General features: G+C 43.0%; 24 protein-coding genes. 17 read left to right on the forward strand and 7 right to left on the reverse strand.

Features of this window, described 5'->3' with window-relative positions; genetic code table 11:
- Positions 1–137 precede the first annotated feature (137 nt).
- Positions 138–443, reverse strand: a complete 306-nt coding sequence (locus P8596_RS23870) for a DUF4306 domain-containing protein (RefSeq protein WP_481900319.1) — start codon at positions 441–443, stop codon at positions 138–140.
- Between the two features lie 251 nt (positions 444–694).
- Here P8596_RS23870 and P8596_RS04620 point away from each other — a divergent pair, with 251 nt between their 5' ends.
- Complete coding sequence (locus tag P8596_RS04620) at positions 695–1,426, forward strand: Ltp family lipoprotein (RefSeq protein WP_279726152.1); 732 nt, start codon at positions 695–697, stop codon at positions 1,424–1,426.
- 433 nt (positions 1,427–1,859) lie between these two features.
- On the opposite strand, the gene P8596_RS04625 is transcribed toward P8596_RS04620, so the two are convergent.
- The gene (locus P8596_RS04625) at positions 1,860–2,090 is read right to left on the reverse strand and encodes a hypothetical protein (RefSeq protein WP_279726154.1); all 231 of its coding nucleotides are present in this window, start codon (positions 2,088–2,090) and stop codon (positions 1,860–1,862) included.
- A gap of 166 nt (positions 2,091–2,256) precedes the next feature.
- Positions 2,257–2,868, reverse strand: a complete 612-nt coding sequence (locus P8596_RS04630; RefSeq protein ID WP_279726155.1) for a hypothetical protein — start codon at positions 2,866–2,868, stop codon at positions 2,257–2,259.
- A 248-nt stretch (positions 2,869–3,116) separates the two neighbouring features.
- On the opposite strand from P8596_RS04630, the gene P8596_RS04635 reads away from it, so the two are divergent.
- The 10 genes from P8596_RS04635 (at position 3,117) to P8596_RS04680 (ending at position 12,964) form a co-directional block, all read left to right on the forward strand.
- The gene (locus P8596_RS04635) at positions 3,117–4,091 is read left to right on the forward strand and encodes an AAA family ATPase (protein WP_347815214.1); all 975 of its coding nucleotides are present in this window, start codon (positions 3,117–3,119) and stop codon (positions 4,089–4,091) included.
- On the forward strand, positions 4,092–5,192 hold the full coding sequence (locus P8596_RS04640) for a DUF58 domain-containing protein (RefSeq protein WP_279726157.1): 1,101 nt from the start codon (positions 4,092–4,094) through the stop codon (positions 5,190–5,192). It abuts the gene before it with no gap.
- A gap of 12 nt (positions 5,193–5,204) precedes the next feature.
- Positions 5,205–5,864, forward strand: coding sequence for a hypothetical protein (locus P8596_RS04645; RefSeq protein ID WP_279726158.1), 660 nt, complete (start codon positions 5,205–5,207; stop codon positions 5,862–5,864).
- Between the two features lie 233 nt (positions 5,865–6,097).
- A complete protein-coding gene (locus P8596_RS04650; RefSeq protein WP_279726159.1) occupies positions 6,098–6,349 on the forward strand; it encodes an AbrB/MazE/SpoVT family DNA-binding domain-containing protein in 252 nt (83 codons plus the stop codon).
- Positions 6,349–6,747, forward strand: coding sequence for a type II toxin-antitoxin system death-on-curing family toxin (locus tag P8596_RS04655; RefSeq protein ID WP_279726160.1), 399 nt, complete (start codon positions 6,349–6,351; stop codon positions 6,745–6,747). The genes P8596_RS04650 and P8596_RS04655 overlap by 1 nt, the downstream gene beginning before the upstream one ends.
- Before the next feature lie 320 nt (positions 6,748–7,067).
- Entirely contained in the window at positions 7,068–7,994 is a 927-nt protein-coding gene (locus P8596_RS04660) for an alpha/beta hydrolase (protein ID WP_279726162.1), read from the forward strand.
- Between the two features lie 175 nt (positions 7,995–8,169).
- Positions 8,170–9,666 carry a phytoene desaturase family protein gene (locus P8596_RS04665; protein WP_279726164.1) on the forward strand — a complete coding sequence of 499 codons (1,497 nt, stop codon included), beginning with the start codon at positions 8,170–8,172 and terminating at the stop codon, positions 9,664–9,666.
- A gap of 93 nt (positions 9,667–9,759) precedes the next feature.
- Positions 9,760–10,260: a glycosyl-4,4'-diaponeurosporenoate acyltransferase CrtO family protein gene (locus tag P8596_RS04670; RefSeq protein ID WP_279726166.1), complete on the forward strand. Its 501-nt coding sequence runs from the start codon at positions 9,760–9,762 to the stop codon at positions 10,258–10,260.
- Between the two features lie 19 nt (positions 10,261–10,279).
- On the forward strand, positions 10,280–11,833 hold the full coding sequence (locus tag P8596_RS04675) for a phytoene desaturase family protein (protein ID WP_279726167.1): 1,554 nt from the start codon (positions 10,280–10,282) through the stop codon (positions 11,831–11,833).
- Positions 11,834–11,857: 24 nt separating this feature from the next.
- Entirely contained in the window at positions 11,858–12,964 is a 1,107-nt protein-coding gene (locus P8596_RS04680) for a glycosyltransferase family 2 protein (protein WP_279726168.1), read from the forward strand.
- Positions 12,965–13,164: 200 nt separating this feature from the next.
- Here P8596_RS04680 and P8596_RS04685 read toward each other — a convergent pair whose 3' ends face one another.
- The 4 genes from P8596_RS04685 to P8596_RS04700 all read right to left on the reverse strand — a co-directional run bounded on the left by P8596_RS04685 (position 13,165) and on the right by P8596_RS04700 (position 17,032).
- Complete coding sequence (locus P8596_RS04685; protein WP_279726170.1) at positions 13,165–13,635, reverse strand: hypothetical protein; 471 nt, start codon at positions 13,633–13,635, stop codon at positions 13,165–13,167.
- A 307-nt stretch (positions 13,636–13,942) separates the two neighbouring features.
- On the reverse strand, positions 13,943–15,079 hold the full coding sequence (gene menC / locus P8596_RS04690) for an o-succinylbenzoate synthase (protein ID WP_481900334.1): 1,137 nt from the start codon (positions 15,077–15,079) through the stop codon (positions 13,943–13,945).
- 11 nt (positions 15,080–15,090) lie between these two features.
- A complete protein-coding gene (locus P8596_RS04695) occupies positions 15,091–16,221 on the reverse strand; it encodes a M20 peptidase aminoacylase family protein (RefSeq protein WP_279726172.1) in 1,131 nt (376 codons plus the stop codon).
- 13 nt (positions 16,222–16,234) lie between these two features.
- Positions 16,235–17,032, reverse strand: a complete 798-nt coding sequence (locus P8596_RS04700) for a MurR/RpiR family transcriptional regulator (protein WP_279726173.1) — start codon at positions 17,030–17,032, stop codon at positions 16,235–16,237.
- A gap of 118 nt (positions 17,033–17,150) precedes the next feature.
- On the opposite strand from P8596_RS04700, the gene P8596_RS04705 reads away from it, so the two are divergent.
- The 6 genes from P8596_RS04705 (at position 17,151) to P8596_RS04730 (ending at position 23,552) form a co-directional block, all read left to right on the forward strand.
- Entirely contained in the window at positions 17,151–18,569 is a 1,419-nt protein-coding gene (locus tag P8596_RS04705) for a YfcC family protein (protein WP_279726175.1), read from the forward strand.
- 272 nt (positions 18,570–18,841) lie between these two features.
- Complete coding sequence (locus P8596_RS04710; RefSeq protein ID WP_279726177.1) at positions 18,842–19,846, forward strand: LacI family DNA-binding transcriptional regulator; 1,005 nt, start codon at positions 18,842–18,844, stop codon at positions 19,844–19,846.
- Positions 19,847–19,875: 29 nt separating this feature from the next.
- Positions 19,876–20,826 (forward strand): sugar kinase, encoded by a 951-nt coding sequence (locus P8596_RS04715; protein ID WP_279726178.1) that lies wholly within the window; start codon positions 19,876–19,878, stop codon positions 20,824–20,826.
- 23 nt (positions 20,827–20,849) lie between these two features.
- Entirely contained in the window at positions 20,850–21,392 is a 543-nt protein-coding gene (hxlB, locus tag P8596_RS04720; protein ID WP_279726964.1) for a 6-phospho-3-hexuloisomerase, read from the forward strand.
- Positions 21,393–21,430: 38 nt separating this feature from the next.
- Positions 21,431–22,447 carry an ureidoglycolate dehydrogenase gene (gene allD / locus P8596_RS04725; RefSeq protein ID WP_279726179.1) on the forward strand — a complete coding sequence of 339 codons (1,017 nt, stop codon included), beginning with the start codon at positions 21,431–21,433 and terminating at the stop codon, positions 22,445–22,447.
- A 109-nt stretch (positions 22,448–22,556) separates the two neighbouring features.
- Complete coding sequence (locus tag P8596_RS04730; protein ID WP_279726180.1) at positions 22,557–23,552, forward strand: TRAP transporter substrate-binding protein; 996 nt, start codon at positions 22,557–22,559, stop codon at positions 23,550–23,552.
- The last annotated feature ends 48 nt before the right edge of the window (positions 23,553–23,600 follow it).

Genomic DNA, 23,600 nt, shown 5'->3' on the forward strand with positions numbered 1-23,600 from the left:
TACTCTAAAGGCGAGTCGAAACTAAATCAGAGATAGCCACAGGAATAGGTTCCTTGGTATTAATGAAGCCACGCACCTTGCTCCTTGGTCTCCTTCCTCTAATTGGAAGCACGAGAACCGTCCCCATGCTTCCATAACTACTTGGAAAGATGATTTTGATTTTTAGTGAGAAGCCTACGCCTGATTATAAAGAAAATTAAGCAGAGCGCATATAGGAAACTTGCAATCATTAAAAGAGTGATAGATATTGGCGCATGATGGAACCCATAAATAAGTTTATCAATATCAGAAATATCCTGTGGGGTCATTGCGTCCTTGTTGAATGTGAGCATTTCTTTCCAATTATCCTCCAACATTAAATAACTTGACGCCCACCCAAAGATGAAAAAGGTGTATATAAAGATTCCTAAAGACAGTATTAACTGGAAAAAAACTTTTTTCATATGAGTCCCTCCACCCTATATACAGTTAGTTTAGTGTAATTTTACACTTTTTAAGTAAATGATTCAATTCTATTTTCTTGAATTTTTTAGTAGCAGTGAAGTGAAAGTAAAACGCAGCTTTCGGTCCTGAATGCTGCGTTTTTTTGAGGCCAAAGAAGCCAAGTTACCTGTCCCCTTACTTCCCTGCATGTTTGATAATTAAGGAAAATATACTACTTATGTATGCTTACTATATGGAGGGGGTACAGATAGTGGGGGAATCACCAAAAAAGAAAAAACCGTTTTATAAAAAGTGGTGGGTCTGGGTTATTGCGATTCTGATTGTTGCAGCAGCTGTTGGTGGGAATGATACTGAGACGGGTGATAAGAAGGAAAAGGAAGTCAAGTCAGAGGCTACTGAACCCGTGGCGGTTGAGCCAAAAGAGTCAGAAAAGAAAAAAGAGGAACCTAAAAAAGAGGAGCCTAAAACAGAACAGCCCAAAACAGAGGAACCCAAAAAAGAAGAAGCAAAAGTGGAAGATGACGTCCCAGCAGAACATGCATCCGCTTTAACAAAAGCGGAAACATACGCTGAGATCATGAATATGTCCAAAGCGGCAATTCATAACCAATTAGTTTCAGAGTTTGGTGAAAAGTTTTCCGAGGAAGCGGCTACGTATGCCATGGGGAAGCTTGAATATGATTGGAAGGACAACGCTTTGAAAAAGGCGGAATCTTACTCTGATACGATGTACATGTCAAAACAAGGAATCTATGATCAGCTCATTTCAGAGCACGGTGAACAGTTCACTGCGGAAGAAGCACAATATGCGATTGATACAATGAAAGCTGATTTTAAAAAGAATGCCTTGGAAAAAGCAAAGAGTTATCAAGATTCCATGGCTATGGCACCAGAAGCGATAAGAGACCAACTCGTTTCTGAATACGGAGAACAGTTTACTCAAGAGGAAGCGGATTATGCTATTCAACATTTGAGTGAATAGAATCTTAAACAGGAATGGGTGTCTCATCCTCAATATAGATAAACGATACGTTTAACCAAAAAAGATCCACTTCTTCATGTGAAGAGGTGGATCTTTTTTATAAGCATTAGCCTATATCCTCATTACTCAACTGACTTTTTGGTAAGGATGATGAACTAAAAAGATTTCTATTTGATTCATTTTTATTCTATAAAAGACTTTATAGGGATCTGACTTTCCAATTGATATTAAAACCATTCGTAGGTCCACAGGCATTTTTTTAACGAGAACATGTCTTCCAGGAACATAAATGGAGAAGTCCTGTTGTATGAAATAGAACTCAATGGTTTCCTTTAAATAGGTGGCAATCGGTTGGAGTTCAATGGTTTGTCTCTATCTATCTAAATCTATAAGGGAAGAAATCGCCGACTTTCTCCACACAATCTTCATGGGTTTAGCTCTCTAACATCTTCTTGATTTCATCTTCTGAAAGGACTGGATTATCTTCCTCCAATGCCTTCAATAATTGCTTTTCCTCATCAGGATCGGTTACTTGGTAACCATCATCGTGACTGACTTCTTCTACTTCCATTAATAAGTACTTTCGTTTGCCGACTTGGATGTATGAATGCCCCGATTGAATTGCTTTTTTTACATCATCTTGATCAATTCTTATAGGTTCCATTTACATCACCAACTTTGATTTATTTATGTTTATTATAAATCATCTGTTTTAAAGAATAAAGTTTAGGAGGAATTGTTATTTGGACAAATGAATGATGTTCAAGGTGAATTCGAAATTAGAATGGAGGGGACCTCTTCTTTCTTTTTCCTATAAATCAAGTTAACATTCACGACGATCTTTTACCTTTTTCTATAAACTGTACCTCTAATAATTTCTCTAAGTAATCCAAAATATAAGCTACATTTTCCTGATGTCCCTGATCCCCATCCTTAGGAATATAAAACTTTTCCTGAGACTTCCCATCCCCATCATAAAAAAGAAGATATCTAGAAGTAGATACCACTTTTAAATTCTGACCAATCTCTATCTGCTGTTGTCGATTTCCAAGTAAGAAGGCCTTTTGATCCTGATCAAACACAATCATGTATTCCTCATCGTTTGCTGGCTGGTATTTCTCTTTTAAACGGTGGGCTGATTTTTTTAGGAAAACATGGATCCTGAAGCGAAAATAGAGATACAACAGAAAGTGTACGACAAGGGATAAACCGAACGCCAATAGAGCTGGGAACATCACTTGCAATATAAATGCGAACATCACTGGGGAAGATGTATTTGCTGATTCTTGAAATTCGTGATTCCAATACAAAAAGAATACTGTGGAAATCACGAACACGCCTATGATTCCAAACAAGTGAACTTTTCTAAAGTAGGGCATATATTTGAGGAGCTCATAATATCCGTCATCAGACAGCTTAAATGTGAGTGTTTTCTTTTCCACATAAGGTCCTCCTCTCTAATGGTCATTACTTTAAGTCTAATTTATATAGATGAAAGTTCAAGGGTTTTCATGCCATTGAATTCGGCGTATTAAAGTAGGTCGGGGGAAAGGTCCCTTGGCTCACGAATAGCTGAGGAAAAAGGGGAGGGAATGGGATAGTTTGAAGTGTATGGGGTGTTGGTAGGTGAAATGGAAGCAGGAGAACCGTCCCTGTGCTCACCTAACCATAAAATGGATAAAATATTGGGATTTTTTGTTATACTTATACTGACTACTATAATCTCACTCAAAGGAGAATATATATGCTTCAGAAAATGAAAGAGAATATTTCACAAGTCATGGTGGATAAAGAAAACGAAATTGAATTAATGATGATCGCGTTATTAAGTGATGGTCACATTTTACTTGAAGACGTGCCTGGAACAGGGAAAACGACGATGGCAAAGTGCTTCTCGAAAAGTATAGAGGGAACATTCAGCCGCCTGCAATTTACACCGGATACCTTGCCATCGGATATCCTTGGCCAGGAGTACTTTGACATGAAGGAAAGTGATTTTAAGACCCGTAAAGGGCCTGTGTTCAGTAACGTCTTATTAATCGATGAAATTAATCGGGCCGTGCCACGTACTCAATCGGCCTTATTGGAATTGATGGAGGAGAAGAATGTGACATTGGGTGGAGTCACTGCACCACTTCCCCAACCATTCATCGTCATTGCGACTCAGAATCCGTTTGATGCAACGGGAACATTTCCTTTGCCGGATGCCCAATTAGATCGATTTTTGCTAACGATTAAACAAGGCTATCCTTCTCCTCAACATGAGAAAATGATGCTTAAACGATTTAGATTGAAAAATCCTATGGACTCAATCGATCGTGTGATCAGTGTAGAGGAAGTCTTGAATATGAAGGAAGAAGTAAAGAGAGTACTTGTTTCAGATGATATGGAGGATTATTTGTTAGACATTATCCAATCCACGCGAAAGCATAAATATGTAGACATTGGAGTAAGTCCAAGGGGATCATTGGCTTTCATGAGGGCCATCCAGGCTCGGGCCTATATTCATGGCAGAGACTATTGTACTCCTGAAGATATTAAGGCTTTGTCCCAACCTTTACTGGGTCACCGGATCGTATTGAATGTAGAAGGAGAAGTCAAGGCGACGAAAGGCCATATTATTCAGGAAATTATGGATGGGGTCACCGTTCCGGTGGAGGCCTAAATGAGGGCGGAAGTCGATCAGTCCTTTGTTTCTTCGCCTCATTTTCTACTATTCGTTGTCATATTATTTCTTATCACCAGTTTTTTTGAATTCAGTATCATCTCCTTTTTATTAGCGTTATTTCTCATTTTAATGGCAATCGGCAGGGTTTACCTACACTACGTACATACAAAAATCCGGTGGGAATTTAAAAGGTATACCCTTGCGTCGAGTGTTGGGGATGAAGAGGAATTCTACATTGAACTAGCGAATGATTCCCTTTTTCCTATATACCGCATGCAGCTTATGATGGAAAGTGAGAATGATCAGAGCTTTGTGTTTCTTCAATCGGATGGGAGTGAATCAACCATTCACAAAGTAGTCGTTGATTTACCTCCAAGGTCAAAGAAGACGATTCCTGTAAGAATGAGAGCCAAAGGAAGAGGGCTTCATCAATGGTCCAATTTTGAAATCATCGTAGCGGACCCCTTTACCCTCCTCTCCTATCGACTTGAATATTCGAGTGATGGTTTCCCGATATTTGAAATATATCCTCCGTTCCAGTCATTAAATAAGCTTCATTTCCGCTCGGTTGTTTCTGGTAATCAATCATCCTATTACTCTTTCTATAAGGATGAACTGAGCATTATCGGCACAAAAGACTATGAAAATGAGAGCTTTCGACATATTCATTGGCTCGCTACTGCAAAGGAAAATAAAATAGTGGCTAAAAAATATGAAAAGGTACAGGGAAATGTCTATTCGGTGCTACTGAATTTTGTAGGAAACGGGAATTTTTTTATCAGAAAAGATATGGAGTCCCTAATTGAATACTCAGTAGCGTTATGTTCACTCCTGATAAAAGAAGGCTGCCAAATCGAATTCTATGTAAATTATGCTTCACATAAAAATGGCATATTAAAAGTTGAGAATCTTTCTAACATGCAACAAATAAAGAAAGTATATAAAGCCACTGCATTCATTCATACAAATGGGACGTTCTTATCGACGAATCACTTCTTTGACCAAGTGAAAAGGGATAAGAATCCACAATCATCAGTATTGATCGTTGGGACGGCGCCTGATGATAAAAAAACCAACTGGATACAGGTAAAGAGATGAGGGGGAAGAGGCATGAAATATAGAATGATGACGATCGCTTTCGTTTTGTTGATTGCCTGTTTAATCAGCCTCTCCCTGACCTCTCTTTCTACTACCCTTTCTTCTAATGTAAAAGATCATTTGTTTACAGATGAAGATATTGAGATGAAGGGACAGACTCATTTTACTGGGGAGTCTACCGAACTGGACGAGGAAGCGCAGGAGGGTACGGAAGTAGAGCCTCTACTAGAAGCTGTGCTCTCTCCGTTTATAGGGGAAGATACGAGTGAAACGAAAAGAAACTATCTTCTTTTTTCGCTATTGGCTTTGTGTATAGGGATAACAGGTTATTTCGTCTATAGAAAGTATCGTAAGAACCAACAAGGGAGAGACCAATCACCATCTTCTTCTCCTGTTGTAGCAAAAAATGATGAGGAAGTGTCTGTAGAACATTCATCTTCTCTAAAAAAAGAAAGTCAAAGCAACATTCATCTGGTAAGGAAATCTCTACAAAAATGGGAGAAGACACTCGGCACACACAATCAGAAGCGACCTGCCGAAACGATCAATGAGTGGTTTAAGAGAATTAACGGACCAATGGAGATTATCCCTATTTATGAGAGGGTAAGATATGGGGAATCGGGATGCTCAGAAAAGGAATTGCAACTGGTGAAAAGGGTATTAATGTTATGAGATGGAAAAAGATAACCTGTTCGAGTTGAGGGAGGTTATCTTTTTGTTTTTTCATATTAAATGATTGGATTAGATGATTCTCGTTGGGTGGGGAGTGTAGGGTGCTTGGTTTCTGGTAGAAAAGAAAGGAAGCAGAAGAACCGTCCCTGTGCTTCTACTGTGCTTTATGCCCGGTGAATATCTTACGTTAGTATGTTATAATGGTTATAACGTTATGAGGAGAGGTGAGATAATTGGAACAATATGAACGGAAAGTTACAAAGATAGGGAATAGCCTTGGCATTACGCTTCCAACTGATCTACTTAAGCAAGTCGGTTTAGCACAGGGAGATGATGTGCAGGTTGAGGTCGTAGAAGGGAAAATTGTGTTGAGGAAAAAAGAGCAGCTAACACTTCCAGAAGGCGTCGATGCTGAATTCATGGACATCTTGAATGATGTGATAAAGGAACATGATCAGGCATTTAAAGGATTGGTGGATAAATAATGAATCAAATCATTTATTTGACAACGAATCAGGTGATTGCGATCAATACGATTCAAATTCGGCTGTATTCTCCAAATGAACCAGTGGGGGTTAAAGATGCGCACCTTCTGGATTCAGCCATTAACCGTCCAAAACAATCAGCGTTTGGTCGTGATGCTTATCCTGAAATCTATGATAAGGCAGCCGCTCTATTTGAATCCATTGCAAAAAACCATGCGTTCCATAATGCCAATAAACGAACGGCTCTTGCTTCACTCATTGTTTTCCTGAAGATCAATCATTATAAATGGACGATGGGAATCGAAGAAGAACAAGATTTTACTGTGGATGTAGTGAATCACAAATATACCTTTGAAGAGATGACTTCCATCATTGAACAACACATACTAAAAGTTTAATGCCATTCTCATGGACTATTGAGGATGGTATTTTTGTTGTTAGTCAAGGGAAGCATGAGAACCGTCCCCATGCTTCCCCCGTGCTTCCCACAAAAAAGGGTTATGCCACTTTATGTGGAATATTAGATAATAGAAAGCCTGACGAACCTTATCTATTCATATCCGAATCTCTACAAACGGACTGTCCTATCGAACCTTCCTAGTTTTTCCGGGGAACAAACAGGGAATAGTGAAAAGAGTGTGAGAGACAGACGAAAGATGGACTTGATCCATTTTTCGTAGAATGCTAGATACTCTTTTCATAAAGGGAGGTTCCGTGTATGTTCCCTATGATTATCGCAAAATTACTGCGCCTCTATTCTAATCAATCCAAAAACCCACCTATGATTCCTCAGCAGAAAGTAAAAATGAAAAAAGATGTGATGGTTGACACATCTATCGGGCCCACTTCCGTTTCCTTCTATTATCCTTTGAGAGCAAAACCGAAAAAGCTCCCTGTCTATATCAATTTCCATGGCGGGGCGTTCATCATGAATGATAAGGAGCTGGATGATCCCTATTGCCGCTATCTTGCGAATCAGGCCGAGTGCGTGGTTCTGAATGTCGAATATGGCAAAGCACCCGAGTATCCTTTTCCGACAGCCATTGAACAGGGTTATGATATCTTACAATGGGTGAAAGGGAGAGCGGAAGAATTGGGGATTGATGCAAAGAAGGTCATGGTGGGCGGACAAAGCTCAGGGGCCAATATTGCTGCAGCCCTTTGTCTTTACCTTGAAAAGAAAGGGGACGAGCAGCCTCTGCTCCAAGTGCTCTCATGCCCTATGCTGGATTTCGTCACCCCTCATGCGGAGAAGCCGGAACCGGGCTGGTGGCGTTCGCGATTTCCGGGAGTAGCCCATTTCATCCATATGTGCTACCTCCCCGTGAAGGAACAGGCGGGGCATCTTCTCGCTTCCCCTGTCCGTGCCGAGGTTAACGGACGCCTAGCCTCAGCCCTGATTCTCATAGCTGAGTCTGATGCCTTCAGGCCGGAAGCTGAATGTTACGCGGGGAAATTAAAAGCAGCAGGGGTGAATGTGCAAGAAGAGTTATTCAGGAGCTGTTCCCATGCGTTTACCCATCTCGGACCTAAAGAAAAGGCAGAAGAAGCCTGGCAAATGATCGCAGGGAAAATCAAGGCTGTGGCCGAAGCGCCTCCTGCAAAACACATCCAACGTTTTTCTTTAAAGGGAGAAAGGGTATAAGATAAGGGCAGAATGTACAGACTTGATGCTGAGAAAAGTCTGAACAAACAGAATATAGTTCGATGATCCAGAGACGGATCAGGAGGAGATAGGTATGGAACTGGCACAAGGACAGTCGGATTTAGAAAACATATATGCTCCACATAAGATTTCCGAAAAGGAGGAACGGTGACCATTGAAAAATAAAACGGTACTTATCATTGGAGGCGGGCTCGGCGGGGTGTCGGCTGCGATTTCACTGGCACAGGCTGGGTACGATGTCTCTTTATATGAAAAAAACGATCACATTGGAGGAAAGTTGAACCGGCTCGATCAGGATGGCTTTGGTTTTGATCTTGGCCCGTCCATATTGACGATGCCCCATATTTTTGAAAAATTGTTTGCGGCAAGCGGAAAGTCCATGAAGGATTATGTCCCGATTGAGAAGCTGGATCATCAATGGCGCTCCTTTTTTCCCGATGGAAATATCATAGACTTATATGAAGATGTGAACGACATGCGGGAGAAGAACGCTTCTCTCACTGAAAAGGACATTCGTGAATATCAGAAGCTGCTGGATTATTCGAAGACTCTCTATAATATGACGGATAAAACCTTATTCAAGCACGGTGTTGATTCGACGAGAGGGATGATGAAGCATACGGGGCTGTTCTCCGCCTTGAAGAACTTTGACCTGTTATCGACTGTACATAGATCCCTCGATAAGCGGATCAGCAATGAACAGTTCCGTGATATGCTTTCCTATTTCATCAAGTACGTCGGTTCGTCCCCTTACGATGCGCCGGCCGTGATGAATATGATGATCTACATGCAGCATGACCAGGGCGTATGGTATGTCCCCGGCGGTTTGCACAAGCTCGCCGACGGCCTCGTTAAGCTCGCGGAAGAAGTCGGAGTCACCTTCCATCTTGGAAAGCCCATCGTCAAGCTTGAAAAGAAGGATGGCGGAATCACTGGAGCTGTTTTGGCAGACGGGACCAGACTCACGGCGGATTACTTTGTTTCCAATATGGAAGTCATTCCGGTATACGAGCGCTTGCTGGAGGAAGACAGCCATTATATTAAAAAATTAAAAAAGAAATTTGAACCGGCGAGTTCCGGTCTCGTCATGCATCTCGGCGTGAAGAAGAGTTATCCGCAGCTGCGCCATCATAATTTCTTTTTCGCCGAAAATATGAAGGCGCAAATGGAATCGATCTTCCATCGCCGTGAATTACCGGAGGATCCGGTCATTTATCTTGTAAACGTCAATAAGACCGATCCGACACAGGCACCTGAAGGGCATGAAAACATCAAAGTGCTGCCTCATATTCCGTTTATCCGGGATGAAAATCCGTATACTCAAGCCGACTATGAACAATTCGCTGAACGGGTCCTCATCAAATTGGAGAAAATGGGCCTCGATGGCTTGCGTGACAACATTGTCACTCGTGATATGTGGACGCCGGAAGATATCAGGCGCACGTATGGCTCCGACCGCGGGGCGATTTATGGGACCGTGTCAGACAAAAAGAAGAATAAAGGGTTCAAGCATCCGAAACAGAGTGAACGCTATGACAACCTTTATTTTGTCGGGGGAACGGTGAACCCCGGCGGCGGAATGCCAATGGTGACCTTAAGCGGCCAGCTTGTAGGGGAGCAGATTGTGGAGAGGGATTCATCCCTTGCCTGAAGATAATCGAGCCTTTCTGGAGACGTTACCGGAAAGGCTGGTTTTCTCGTTTGTAGCAAAACTATTGAACCTTTTAAACCAAGGGGTGATGTCATGATCGTATCACTGCCTGTCCATTGGATCATTATCATCGATATACTTGCCTGGACGTTCTTTCATCTCGCCATTTCGGTCATTTGTTTGAGACTGCCGTTGACTTGGTTCCTGGAAGACCATTTCTGGTTTCGGACGTTCTCTTTTGAACAATCGGGAAAACTGTGGCAGCGTTTGTTCCGGGTGAAAACGTGGAAGGGACTTATTCTCGATGGCACGATTTTTTTGAAAAAGGGATACAGCAAAAAAGGGTTGCATGGGACGAAGGCGGGGGACCTGATGGTGTTTGCGGCGGAAACGAAACGCGCGGAACTCACCCACTTGCTTTCCATTCTCCCTGCTCCGCTGTTCTTCATCTGGAATCCAGCATGGGCAGGATGGGTGATGATCCTGTATGCCCTTGTCTTCAACCTTCCGATTATTGTGGTTCAGCGCTACAATCGGGGGCGCATCTCGGCCATCACGGCAGGACTTGGCAAGGAATCAAGCAGACTAATGTAAGGAAATGAGGGAACGCATTATGAGTAAGAAGGTGATAGTCGTTGGGGCAGGTGTTGCGGGACTTGCCAGTGCCATCAGGCTTCAGCACGCGGGGTACGAGGTGGAGTTATATGAAAAAGGATCCACCCCCGGGGGCAAAATGAATCAAATTAAACTGGACGGCTACACGTTTGATCTGGGTCCGAGTATCGTCATGATGCCGGAACTTTACCGGGAACTGTTCGAATTATGCGGACGTGACCCTGATGATTATATCCCCATGGAAAAACTGGATCCGATCTACCGGGCCTATTTCACGGATATTCCCGACCAGCCTTTTGATATCTCGACAGACCTTATCCAAATGACCAAGACCATCGAATCCCTCAGCGAAGAGGATACGGAAGGATTTTTTCAATACCTGCATGAAATTTACAGACGATTTGTCATCGCCAAGCAACACATTCTTCAAAGACCTTTCCGTAAGAGAACGGATTTCTATAATTTCCCCCTGTTGACGAAAGTGCTGCAAATGAAACCATACGACACGGCAGACACGTTTATGGGGAGATTCATCAAGAATGAGCGGCTGAAGCAGCTGATCAGCTTTCAAACGCTGTACATCGGCATTTCTCCTCTAAAAAGTCCATCTTTCTATACGATGATCCCGATGATTCAATTTTTATATGGCGTATGGTTCATCAAAGGCGGAATGTATACGATGGCTTTAGGGATGGAGAGGCTCTTCAAGGAACTTGGGGGAACGATTCACTACGGCAAGGCGGTAGAGGAAATCTCCATTCAAAACCGCAAGGCGGACGGGATTATCGTGGACGCCGGGAAAATCCCTGCAGACTATGTGGTCTGTAACGCAGACTTCCCTTATGCCATGAAACACCTGGTGAAAGACAAGGCTTCCAAGGGCAGATTTACGGATAAGAAGATCGACAGCATGAACTACTCTTGTTCCTGTTTTTTGATGTATCTCGGGATGAACCGGAAATATGAAGAGGTCGATCATGTACATACATTTATTTTTAACGAAAAGCTCAATCAGAACCTGGAGGATATTTTTGACGGGAAGAAATTAACGAATGCCTCCTTTTACGTGTACATCGCTTCAAAGAAGGACCCATCCCTTGCACCTGAGGGGAAGGACGGTCTGTACATTCTGATGCCTGTTTCAAATATTGCTACAGCGGATTATCAATGGGACGAGGAAACCATCTCCTATTATCGCAACTATATTTTAAATGAATTAAAGAATATCCCCGGATTTGAAAATGTTGAAGATGAAATTGTCACCGAAACGTATACGACACCATTGGATTTCGAATCGAAATTCAATGCATACCGCGGGGCGACATTCGGCTTGCAGCCAACATTGGATCAAAGCAACCACAAACGTCCGCAGAGCAAGGCAAGCCATTGTGAGAATCTGTACTTCACAGGAAGCAGCACCCATCCCGGTGCCGGTGTCCCGATCGTGCTGTTATCAGCCAGGATCACCGCACAGGAACTGATCCAGGATGATACAGGCAAAGTGTACGATTATTCAGCGAACATACAACCTCAACGGGGATTGTCACATTAGCCGTAGAGGAAGGAGGCAGGTTACATGACAGTTTCAGAAGTGATCAATCTCGTCCTGGGGGTCCTCGGGGTTGCGATTGCCGTTATCCTGTTTTGGTCCTTGCCGGTCCCACGTTACAAATCCAACAATACGGAGGGCCTGCCGTTTCTGTCCATCATTATCCCAGCGAGGAATGAAGAAGCGAGGATCACCCCGTTATTGCAGTCGTTGCAGGAGCAGCGGTTCAAGGGATTTGAGGTTCTGTTGGTGGATGACGATTCATCGGATCGTACCGCGGCCATCGCGGAAAGCTACGGTGTCACGGTCCTCCAGAATAACGGGGCAGGGAAATCGTCTGCCTGCTGGCGCGGTGCCAAGGAGGCAAAAGGGAGCTGGCTGCTGTTCCTCGATGCAGATACCAGATTCATGAGTGTGGATGGACTACGTAATCTTCTTCATTACTACCAGGGAAAAGGCGCCAGGGGGATCCTTGCCTTGCAGCCCTATCACACAGTGGAGCGTGTGTATGAGCATCTCTCCATTATCTTTAATATCATCGTCGTGGTGGGCATGAACCTATTCACCGTCTGGGGATCCCGATTCAAAGCCGCCGGTTCGTTCGGTCCCTGTATTCTATGTGACCGGGACGATTACTTCTTATCCGGTGGGCATGAAAAAATCGAGGGGGCCATCATGGATGATCTCGCACTGGGGGAGGCCTTTCTTGAACAGAACCTTCCCGTTCGCTGCCTAGGCGGGAGAGGAATCATTTCGTTCCGCATGTATCCGGAAGGGGTGGGCAGCCTGATCGAAGGCTGGTGCAAAAGCTTTGCCGTTGGTTCCAAGTCCACACATCCCTTGGTAATGTTGATGGTCATATTGTGGATAACCGGTAGTTTAACCACCGCGTCTTCATTGATTTCTTCGATTATTGTGGGAAATACCACCGCTATGATCGTCTATGGGGTATTGTATATACTCTATGCCGTTCAAACAGCCTGGTTTGCCCGCAGGGTCGGGAATTTTAGATGGGGGTATTTCCCGTTTTATCCGATGTTCTTTTTGTTCTTCGCAGGGATTTTCATTTATTCTTTTGTCCGGGTGAATGTGTTTCATTCTGTGAGGTGGAAGGGACGGAATATAAAGGTGTGAAGGGTTACTTTTCTAGCATTTTGGAGGTAATGAGTCGTGAAAAAGGGTGTCTGACCTCAGTAGGTCAGACACCCTTTTTCGGTTTGTAATGGAATGGTTGAACGAAATGGGATTCGAAGAAATGGAGTGTGGATCATGGTGAGAGGGAACGAAGAGTAGGTATAAGATCATCATCAAAACTTTATATATAGTAATGAAGATTACCTTTCAGCTCGATTCTCAAGAGTGAAAACCCGTTTATCAATATTAGTGATTCTGGTGTTCAGATAATGAAAGTCTGTTTCAGAACGTTGGCTGCCTACTTTTAACAAAGCAATGACATCTTCTGTCTGTGATGTTTCAATTCGATTGACTGTTTCTTTTATTTCTTTTACATCATTTCCTAACTCTTTCATATTACCCTCGAGTCCTTGCACTTTTCCATCGATGCCTTGCACTTTCCCATCGAGTCCTTGTACTTTTTCGTCGAGTCCTTGCACTTTTCCATCGATGCCTTGCACTTTCCCATCGAGTCCTTGCACTTTTTCGTCGAGTCCTTGCACTTTCCCGTCGAGTCCTTGCAGTTTTCCATTGAGCCCTTCCATATTACGATTAAGCTCTTTCAAACTCTGGTCGAATTCCTTCATGTTCCGTTGAATATCAAATAACATGTTCACGATTTGTTTGTCCATTTTTCTCACCTCCTTCTTACTATTATAGTGGAAATGGAATGATGATACTACGATGATATTGTGTGAATTGGCGCAGAGGGCGAAAGTACCGTGGTTTTCTTCGTTTTGGGCAAACAGATGAGGTATCAGTCTCTATCTGTGTTTTCCTGAAGTTATAAAAGGGGTATTCTGATGAGGGGCATGAAGCTCTTTAAATATTGAAGCGAGCTCGTCCTGGTGTTGGATGAGCTCGCTTTTTTTGTTAGATGGTACTAGGATCAAGGGGACGGGTACCGTGGCTCTGATAGTTCTGAATCCAGTATAACTTTTAAACTGGAATCGGATGGGGAGAGTAGGCACTTTGAAAGGATTCCCTTTGGATGAGTTTCTCTTGCAGGGAGGTTCTGCAGACTTCTGAGCCTATACCGTTCCCTTTAGGAATACGGATGTATCCTTTCTCCATTACGATATCTTCCTCAATAATGTCCTCGTCCCAATAATGGGAGGATGGGGCTGTATCACCAGGAATCGTAAAGTTTGAAAGGGTAGTCATGTGAAGGTTATGAGACCTCCCGACACCGGTTTCAAGCATTCCCCCACACCAGACGGGGATCTTGTGTCTTTTGCACAAGTCATGAATTCTAATGGATTCCTGCAGCCCACCTACACGGCCGATTTTGATATTGATGATTTTACAGCTACCCAGTTCAATTGCTTTTCTGGCGTCATCATATGTGTGAATACTTTCATCAAGACAGATCGGCGTTGATAATTCTTTCTGAAGAATACTGTGATCAATGATGTCATCGTGAGCAAGTGGTTGTTCGATCATGAGTAAATGAAATTGATCCAACTGTTTCAAATGCTCCGTGTCTTTAAGTGAATAGGCAGAGTTGGCATCTGCCATTAGGTTGATATCAGGGAATTCATTTCTAACTTTCCTGATATAGTCGATGTCTGCACCTGGAGCAATTTTAACTTTAATTTTATGAAAGCCATCGTTTACATATTGAGCGACTTTCGAAACCAATTCATCTGGGGAATTCTGTATGCCAATACTTTTTCCTACAGCAATGGGTTTCTTTTCTCCCCCCAATAGTTCATATAACGGTTTATTGTTCTTTTTACTGAAGGTATCCCAAATCGCTGTTTCGATTGCTGATTTGGCGATGTGATGCCGGCGTACAAATGAAAGCATATGGTGAACTTCCTTGGGGTCGCTGATTTCTTTCTTGATCAATTTAGGAATGAGAAAGTCTTTTAGGATATACCTTGCCGTTTCGGTCGTTTCTTCATTGTAATAGGGCTCATCGCTTGTGACGGTTTCTCCCCATCCGGTGACACCGGATTCATCTATGACTTCGACGAGACATACATCCTTTGTCTGAAGGGTGCCGAAGCTTGTTGTAAAAGGTGATTTTAGAGAGACGCTGATGGTGTGAAGAACGATTTCTTTGATAAAAATAGGATTCACTCTTATCCATCCTTCCTTGAATGAAGTTTCACAATTTCAGTCAAGATCTCAATGCCATTAAACAATGAATCCTTTTCAAACTCCATATCAGGATGATGGAGACCGGGTTGTAAATCACAGCCAAGTCCTACCATAGTGGCTTTAAGATGTGGTTTCTTAATGGTGTAAAAATGGAAGTCATCCCCGCCGGGCGTCACGAGTGGAGGGTTTGCTTTCTCTTCACCCAGGACATTGACGATGGCCTGATGTGCATAAGCCTGTGCGTCCTCACTTACCTCCGCGGCAGCGATACCGTAATCCTTTGTTACTTCAATGGGTACTCCATATAATTCACTAGTGGTATGAAGGATCTCGGTTACTCTTTCATGCAGTTCCTCCATGAGTTCATTGGTCTGGGAACGCAGGTCAAGACCGATGGAAGCACTGCCTGGAATGATGTTCAGGTTCTTTCCTCCCGCATGAAATTTCGTCACTTTGATTGAGTGGGCAATGCTTGGGTTTAAATGAATTGTATTTAAAGCATTAAGGATGTGATTCCCGATCTCAATGGCATTGTGAGTCAGGTGAGGACGGGCTCCATGGGCATCATCTCCCCGTATTTCAAAAGCCAATGAACCTGTTGCACCATGGAGGATCGAGGGAGTAGCGAAACCATTCGCCGTCTCCTGAATCGGGCGCAGATGAATCCCGTACAAGTAGTCGATTTTATCCGCAGCTCCCTTTTCGACCATTTTCAGTGCGCCAGCTCCTACTTCTTCAGCAGGCTGAAAGATAAAGCGGATGCCGATCTTGTCTTTCAGATCTTCATCCCCCTGAAGGTTCCACAAAACCCCAAGTACCATGGTCATATGGGCATCATGACCGCAGGAGTGATTGGCCTGCAGCTCACCGTCGACCTTCTGCCATAGGGCATCGATATCTGCTCTTATACCAATGATCGGAACGTTTCCACTAAAGTTCCCATAATCCCCGATTACCCCGGTACAGTCTTCGAACGTTTTTACACGGCAACCGGCTTTTTCAAGGGTGTTTTTGATATAGGTGGTGGTGTTCGTTTCCTCCCAACTTATTTCAGGATGGGTATGCAGGTAATCAAAGGTATTTTGGATTTTCTCTTTAAATGGTGCTTTCATTTGTGTTCTCCTCTCACTTTATATAATAGGTATTGGCGGGATTAACAAAGTCCATTTTTCCTGTTTTCTGAGCGATGTGCAGAAGCAATGCGTTTAACACCGAAAACGTGATGGGACCTTTCTCAAGTATTGATTTCTTAGCTGAATGAATAGTAAGAACATAATCACCATATTCAGCAATGGGGGAGAGCTTGGAATCGGTGATGATGATGATCTTGTTCCCCTTTTCTTTCGCCTCCTTTGCAAGTCGGATCCCCTCTAAGGCATAACGATAGTAAGAAAAGATGATCACTGTATGATCGCTTCCTTTATTCGTAAAGCCGATATCCGTTTCCGGCCGATAAAGAGAGGTGTTATCAAGTAAATGATGCAGCAGGAAATAGAACCAGTGAGCATAAGAAAAAGAGTGGTAGTAACCGACTATCGTGGTGGACTTGGATTGAACGAGGCAATCCACGATTTGTTTGGCCACTTCCCAATCAATGTTAAGGGAAGCATGATGAATGTTTTCCTCATCTGATTGCATGATTCGTTCGAAAGAGTTCGCTTGTTCCTGTCCGTGTTCCCTTTTGGGCGGTTTTAAGGATAATAGACTCTGTTGAACATCCTTTTGTAATTCTCCATATCCTGCGTATCCGATTGCTTTGCAAAAGCGGATGACCATTGTTTCGCTGACATCAATGATTTCTGCCGTTTTTTTAGCAGGGTGGGTTGCAAACAGAACAGGATTTGAACGTAAAGACTCTGCCACCTGTTTCAGCCCTTTTGTTAAGTGGGGATAGTGTTTCTGAGTGTTTTCTAAATAATCCATAATCAAATCTCCAGTAAAATAAAGTTTATAATTTATTGTTGTTAAATTAAATTGTATGATTTATTATGGTGATAGTCAACAGAATATTCAGAAGATTAAGAAGGGGAGGCGGAAGGCGATGGAAGTTCAAACAGTCACGTCGAAGGAAAAGAAGCGGAAGTGGGGGATCCCCGATGCTTATGTAATCTTGTTCGGGATCCTCGTATTGATTGCTATCATGACTTACATAATCCCGGCTGGAGAGTTCTCGAGAGAAGAAGTGGACGGCATTACAATGGTTGTGCCGGATAGTTATCAGAATGTGGACTCATCTCCGGCTACATTGATGGATGTTTTCTTGGCGATTCAAAAAGGAATGATCAGCTCTGCGCCGCTGATTTTCCTGGTACTGATTATTGGAGGAGCGTTCGCTGTCATCGAATCAACTGGAGCGATTGATGCCCTCATTTTTAAAACCATTGAGAAGACAAGGAATAAAGAAATATTATTGATTGCTGGTGTCAGTATACTATTCTCTGTTTTTGGAGCACTCGGTATCATTGTCAACGCGGTTATCGCGTTCATCCCCATTGGCATCATCCTTGCCCGTTCTATGAAGCTCGATGCCATCGTAGGAGTGTCCATAATCTATTTAGGAGCGTATGCAGGTTTTAACACTGCTTTCTTAGACCCTCTGACAACAGGAACAGCTCAACAAATTGCCCAGCTTCCATTGTTTTCTGGTATCGGCTATCGAATTGTTATTTACCTCACTATATTAATTTCAACGGTAACGTATGTTGCTTGGTACGCCAAGAGAATTAAGAATGACCCTTCCAAGAGTGTTTTAGGAAAGAAGCCTTTCCCGAAAATTGATGAAAAGAATGAAGTATCGGAGAAGCAGGACATTACGGGGCTGCACAAGCTTGTACTGGCATGGCTGGTTGTAGGGATTGGTATTTATGTATTCGGTGTGTTTCAGTATAAGTGGTCATTAAATGAAATGGCTGCCATCTTCCTGATTATTGCTGCCGGTACAGCTATTCTTACGAAGATGAGTCCTAATAAACTCGTATCGGAATTCTTTGAGGGAGCGAAAGGGTTAGTATACGGGGCATTGATTATCGGGATGGCCCGATCCATCGTAGTCATCCTGGAAGACGGTAGGATTCTTGATACCGTCGTTGAAGGAATGGCTAACATGATGACACCTTTCACAAGCGTCGTAGGAGCATTGGTTATGTTCGTAGCCAATTTGATCTTTAATATTCTCGTTTCCTCAGGGAGTGGACAAGCCGTCATCGTTATGCCGATTATGACACCACTTGCAGACTTAATGGAAATTCCCCGCCAAGTGGCGGTTCAAGCTTACAAAATGGGAGACGGGTTCACGAATACCATTACCCCAACCTCTGGAATCCTTATGGCAAATCTGGCGATAGCCGGGATCTCTTGGACTAAGTGGATTCGCTTTATGATGCCTTTGTTATTGATATGGATTGTGCTTGGTTCTATCTTTCTTACGATAGGGGTTATGATGAATTGGGGACCATTTTAAGGTCAATTACTATAAAATAAATAAAAGACTCGGAAATGCTTTTCCTCAGAACGTAGGGGAGGCATTTCTGTTTATTTATTCAAAAAAATACAAAAATTTTTAAAAAACTATTGTAAAACGCTTTCATTTTTCTTATAATTGAAAACAATCAACAACTAAACCGATTTAGTAAACCGTTTTACTCACTTGAAGGCAATAAGTACGATGGTATAATCAAAAAAATTTTCACTGTTACTAAACCGATTTAGTACCGGTGATATGGAGTAGAGTTTATGAAAAAAATTACAATTTCAGATGTGGCCCAGCATGCAGAGGTTTCTAAAAGTACAGTCTCTCAATATTTGAATAAACGATACGATTACATGGCTCCAAAGACAAAAGAACGTATCAAAAAGGCAATCGAAGAGTTGGGGTACCACCCGAATATTGTGGCCAGAAGTTTAAAGCAGAAGTCGACGTCTACCATTGGTGTGATCGTCGCAAATATTCTACATACTTTTTCAACACAAACGATTCGTGCCGTGGAGGATATCTGCAATGAACAAGGCTTCCACATCATTGTATGTAATGCGGATGATAATCCTGAGAAGGAAAGAAAGTATATCGAGATGTTGAGGGCCAAACAAGTGGACGGCTTGATCATCTTTCCGACAGGTGGAAATATTGACCTTTACAACAGTATGGTCAAAGAAAAATATCCTCTGGTGTTTGTCGACAGGATTGTGGAAGACCTGAAAACCTCTTCCATCATGCTTGATAATGAAAGCGCTGTAAAAATGGCGGTCGATCATTTTGTTAATAAAGGATACGACCGGATCGGCATCATGACCACATCGTTGCAAAGACATGTAACTCCAAGGGTGGAACGGATCAATGGCTTTAGAAGAGCGTTAAAAGAGAACGGGATTCCGATCCGGGAAGACCATATCAAATCGTTAGAACTTGAATGGATACAGGATGGTCTGCATGACATGCTTTCTTCTGAAGAACCGCCCCAGGCATTGATCGCAGGGAATGACTTAACATTAATCGAGATCTTAAGATATATAAAGGCAAATGGTATAAACATGCCAACCGATTTAGCTTTGATTGGGATTGATGATGTATCATTTGCCAGCTTGTTTACACCGGAACTGACAACGATCGCTCAGCCGACGTATGAAATGGGGAAACAGGCAGCTCAATTATTGCTGAATAAAATTAAAGACCCGGACTTTATCGAAGAGAAACAAATTTATCGATTTCAACCGGAACTGATGATTCGGCAATCATGTTAAAGAACATAAAGAAAGAGGGGGTTGGCACTATGAAAGAGGTCATTACCATTGGTGATGCCATGATTACAATGAATCCGACATCAAAAGGACCGATGCGATTTGTTCATTCATTTGAACGAAATGTAGGGGGAGCGGAATTGAATGTAGCGATCGGATGTGCAAGGCTTGGGCTGGAGACGGGTTGGATCAGCCGATTGGGGAACGATGAATTTGGCCGCTATATCCAGCACTTCGTAAGGGGAGAAGGAATCGATACTTCCCAGCTTAGGTTGGTAGATGGATACCCAACTTCGGTCAATTTTAAAGAAGTGTTGGAAGACGGGGCAGGAAGAACGTTTTACTACAGATTGAATTCTCCTACACTAACCCTTACGCCTGAAAGTTTAGAAGAATCCTATATTGCCAATTCGAAAATTTTACATATAACCGGTGTGTTTCCAGCAATTGATGAAAAGAATGTAGAAGTCATTAAGCATGCCATCACATTAGCGAAGCGGAATGGAGTCCTCGTCTCCTTCGATCCGAATATCCGGTTGAAATTGTGGAGCAAAAAAAGAGCGAAAGAAGTATTAGCAGCATTCCTTCCCTTTGTAGATATTTTACTGACGGGCTTAGAGGAGGCTGAAATACTGTTTGATACGAGAGACGAGAAGGCAATCATTGAAAAATCGAAGCTCTTCGGCATTTCATATATTGCGTTGAAAAAAGGAGCTGAAGGTTCTGTTGGATATCACAATAGTGAAATCATCCATTCAGAGCCTGTCCCCCCCAGGAAAGTGGTGGACACTGTAGGAGCGGGTGACGGCTTCGATGCGGGCTTTCTATATGGGGTCCTGCAAGGATGGCCATTGGAAAAGATCCTGACGTTTGCCAATACAATCGGCTCTATGGTGGTCAGTGTATCAGGGGATAATGAAGGTCTCCCTTATCTTCAGGATGTACGTATTCAACTTGGAGAACAAGAGTTCATCGAACGCTGATGGAAAGGGGGGCTTGGCGAGTGATGAAGCAGCTGATTGAAACGATCCTTCACGAGAATTCACTTGTGCTTCATGCAATTGATATGGAAGAAACGGAGGATCTTGTGAAGAAGATCAACGATGCAAGACGCATTTTTCTTTATGGAGAGGGCCGCTCGGGCTTAATGGGGAAAGCATTTGCCATGAGGCTCATGCATTGTGGATACAATGTGTACGTCATTGGTGAGACGGTTACACCAAGTATTGAGAAAGGTGACCTTCTGATTGGGATCAGTGCATCGGGTACGTCGACTTCCCTTGCTAGTCATTTTACTAAGACGAAAGAAAAAGCAGCTAATACATTTTTAATTACAGCTTCTGTACGACATGGGTTATCGACGGATGGAACACTGGTGATACCGGCTGCTACCAAATACCGCAGGGAGGAAGAGCCTGCAACCATTCAACCCCTTGGAAGCCAATTCGACCAAAGCGCCCATCTGCTGATGGATGCCATCATCCTTGCCCTTTTAGAGGGGGAGAATCGTCATCGTGATCTGTTAAAAAGGCATGCGAATATGGAGTAGCAAGTGGTATTTCATTCTAAAAAATGGTGGGGAGAATAATGGGGGAAGTAAACGTATCACATGAGGAACTGAAGCAATTAGCAGGAGCCAAACTTGTTGGAGCCGGGCTTCCATTACAACAGGCAGAAACAGTTGCCGATGTCCTGGTACATGCAGACCTGAGGGGTGTCCGCTCCCATGGAGTACTAAGGACGGAACACTATGTCAGACGGCTGGATGAGGGTGGAATGAATAAGAGCCCTACCTTCTCCTTTGAGAAGACAGGTCCTTGTTCAGGTATCTATAACGGGGATGACGGCCTCGGTCATGTAGTAGCAAAGAACGCGATGGAAGAAGCTATTAAACTGGCAAAGCAGAACGGAATCGGCATGATCACGGTCACAAACAGCAGCCATTGTGGGGCACTATCCTACTTTGTCCAACAGGCAGCACAACAAGGGTTGATAGGGGTAGCCATGACGCATACAGATAAGATCGTGGTGCCGTTTGGCGGGGCAGAACCCTTTCTGGGTACAAATCCCATCGCATATGGGTTCCCTGCAAAACACCATAAACCAATCATTTTAGATATGGCTACAAGTAACGTTGCTCTTGGGAAAATCCTTTATGCAAAGGAAGCGGGGACGGCCATTCCTGACGGATGGGGAGTTGATGAAGAGGGAAACTCTACCACAGATCCCCATAAGGTAAACGCTTTAACTCCTTTTGCAGGACCAAAAGGATACGGATTAGGAATGGTGGTCGATATCTTCTCAGGTTTATTAGCCGGAGCAGCCTTTGGACCACATATTTCGAAAATGTATGGTGATTACAACCAATATAGGAAACTGGGCCACTATGTTTGTGCCATCAATCCATCCTTTTTTACCAATAAAGAAGATTTCCTGAATGGAATGGACGGGATGATTGAAGAAATTCACCAGGTCAAACCGGCAGAGGGATTCAAGCAGGTACTTGTGCCGGGAGAGCCTGAACAACTGAAGGAAGAAAGGCACCTGAAAGAAGGAGTACCTATTCCGGAAACCGTTTATCACTACTTACGGTCAGAACAATGAGCCAGATATTCTTGAAAGGAGTGATTCAAGAGAGGGGAATTTCAAGGGGAAGAAATAACTCTTTTACGTGTTCACGGCGATAATCAAATACAAGGGGGAAACAACGATAATGAAAAAATTTAAATGGATGGCCATGTTTACTGCAATCATTTTACTTCTTTCGGCTTGCGGCTCTGAATCATCTTCAGGAAGCGGCGGAGAGAAAAAAATTAAATGGAAATTTGGACATTTGGCAGATGAAAATCATATTTGGCATAAAACAGCTTTGGAGTTTGCAGATTTAGTGAAAGAAAAGACCGATGGACAGATTGAAATCACTGTTTATCCAAGTAATCAGTTAGGCGGGGAAACAGATACAATCAATAGCATCAAAGCTGGAACGGCCGATCTGGTCATTTCAGGGGAAACGATGGCGAACTGGTCTCCAAAGGCTGCATTAATGGCGGTTCCATACGCGTTCAGAGATGCGAATCACTTACAAAAAGTGGTAGAAGGGGACATCGGTAAGGAGATTGAAGAAGAAATTAAAGAAAAAGTAGGCTTAACGCCACTGTATTACCATACTCGTGCACCTCGGAACTTAACATCCAATAAACCGATCAGCACACCTGAAGACCTTAAAGGATTCAGCATGCGTGTTCCAAATGTTCCGTTATTCCTGGATGCTTGGAAAGCGGCAGGGGCCAAACCACAAGTCATGGACTTTAATGAAGTATTTACAGGTTTGCAGCAAAATGTAATCGACGGTCAGGAAAATCCCGTTGACCTTATTCACAGCGGCGGATTGTATGAAGTGCAAAAATATGTAAATGAAACAGAACATGTGTATTCCTGGATTTATATCCTGGTTGGAAACAAGCAATTCGAAGCTTTAAGTGAAGACAACAAAAAAGCTGTTAAAGAGGCTGCCAAGGAAGCTCAAGCATTCGGGGAAGATCTCTTTGACAAAGAAATCAAAGAGTATGAACAGAAGCTGAAGGATGAAGGTATGAAATTCAATGAAGTCGATCAGGATGCCTTCCGTGAAGTGATGAAACCGGCAATCAAAGAGAGCTTAACGGATGAACAATACAAATTATATGAAGAAATTTTAGCAGTGGAATAAGCATGAAAGGCATATGTGGAACGTTCAATGTGAAGCATATGCCTTCTT

This window comes from Rossellomorea sp. DA94, from assembly GCF_029834455.1.
GTDB lineage: Bacteria > Bacillota > Bacilli > Bacillales > Bacillaceae_B > Rossellomorea > Rossellomorea vietnamensis.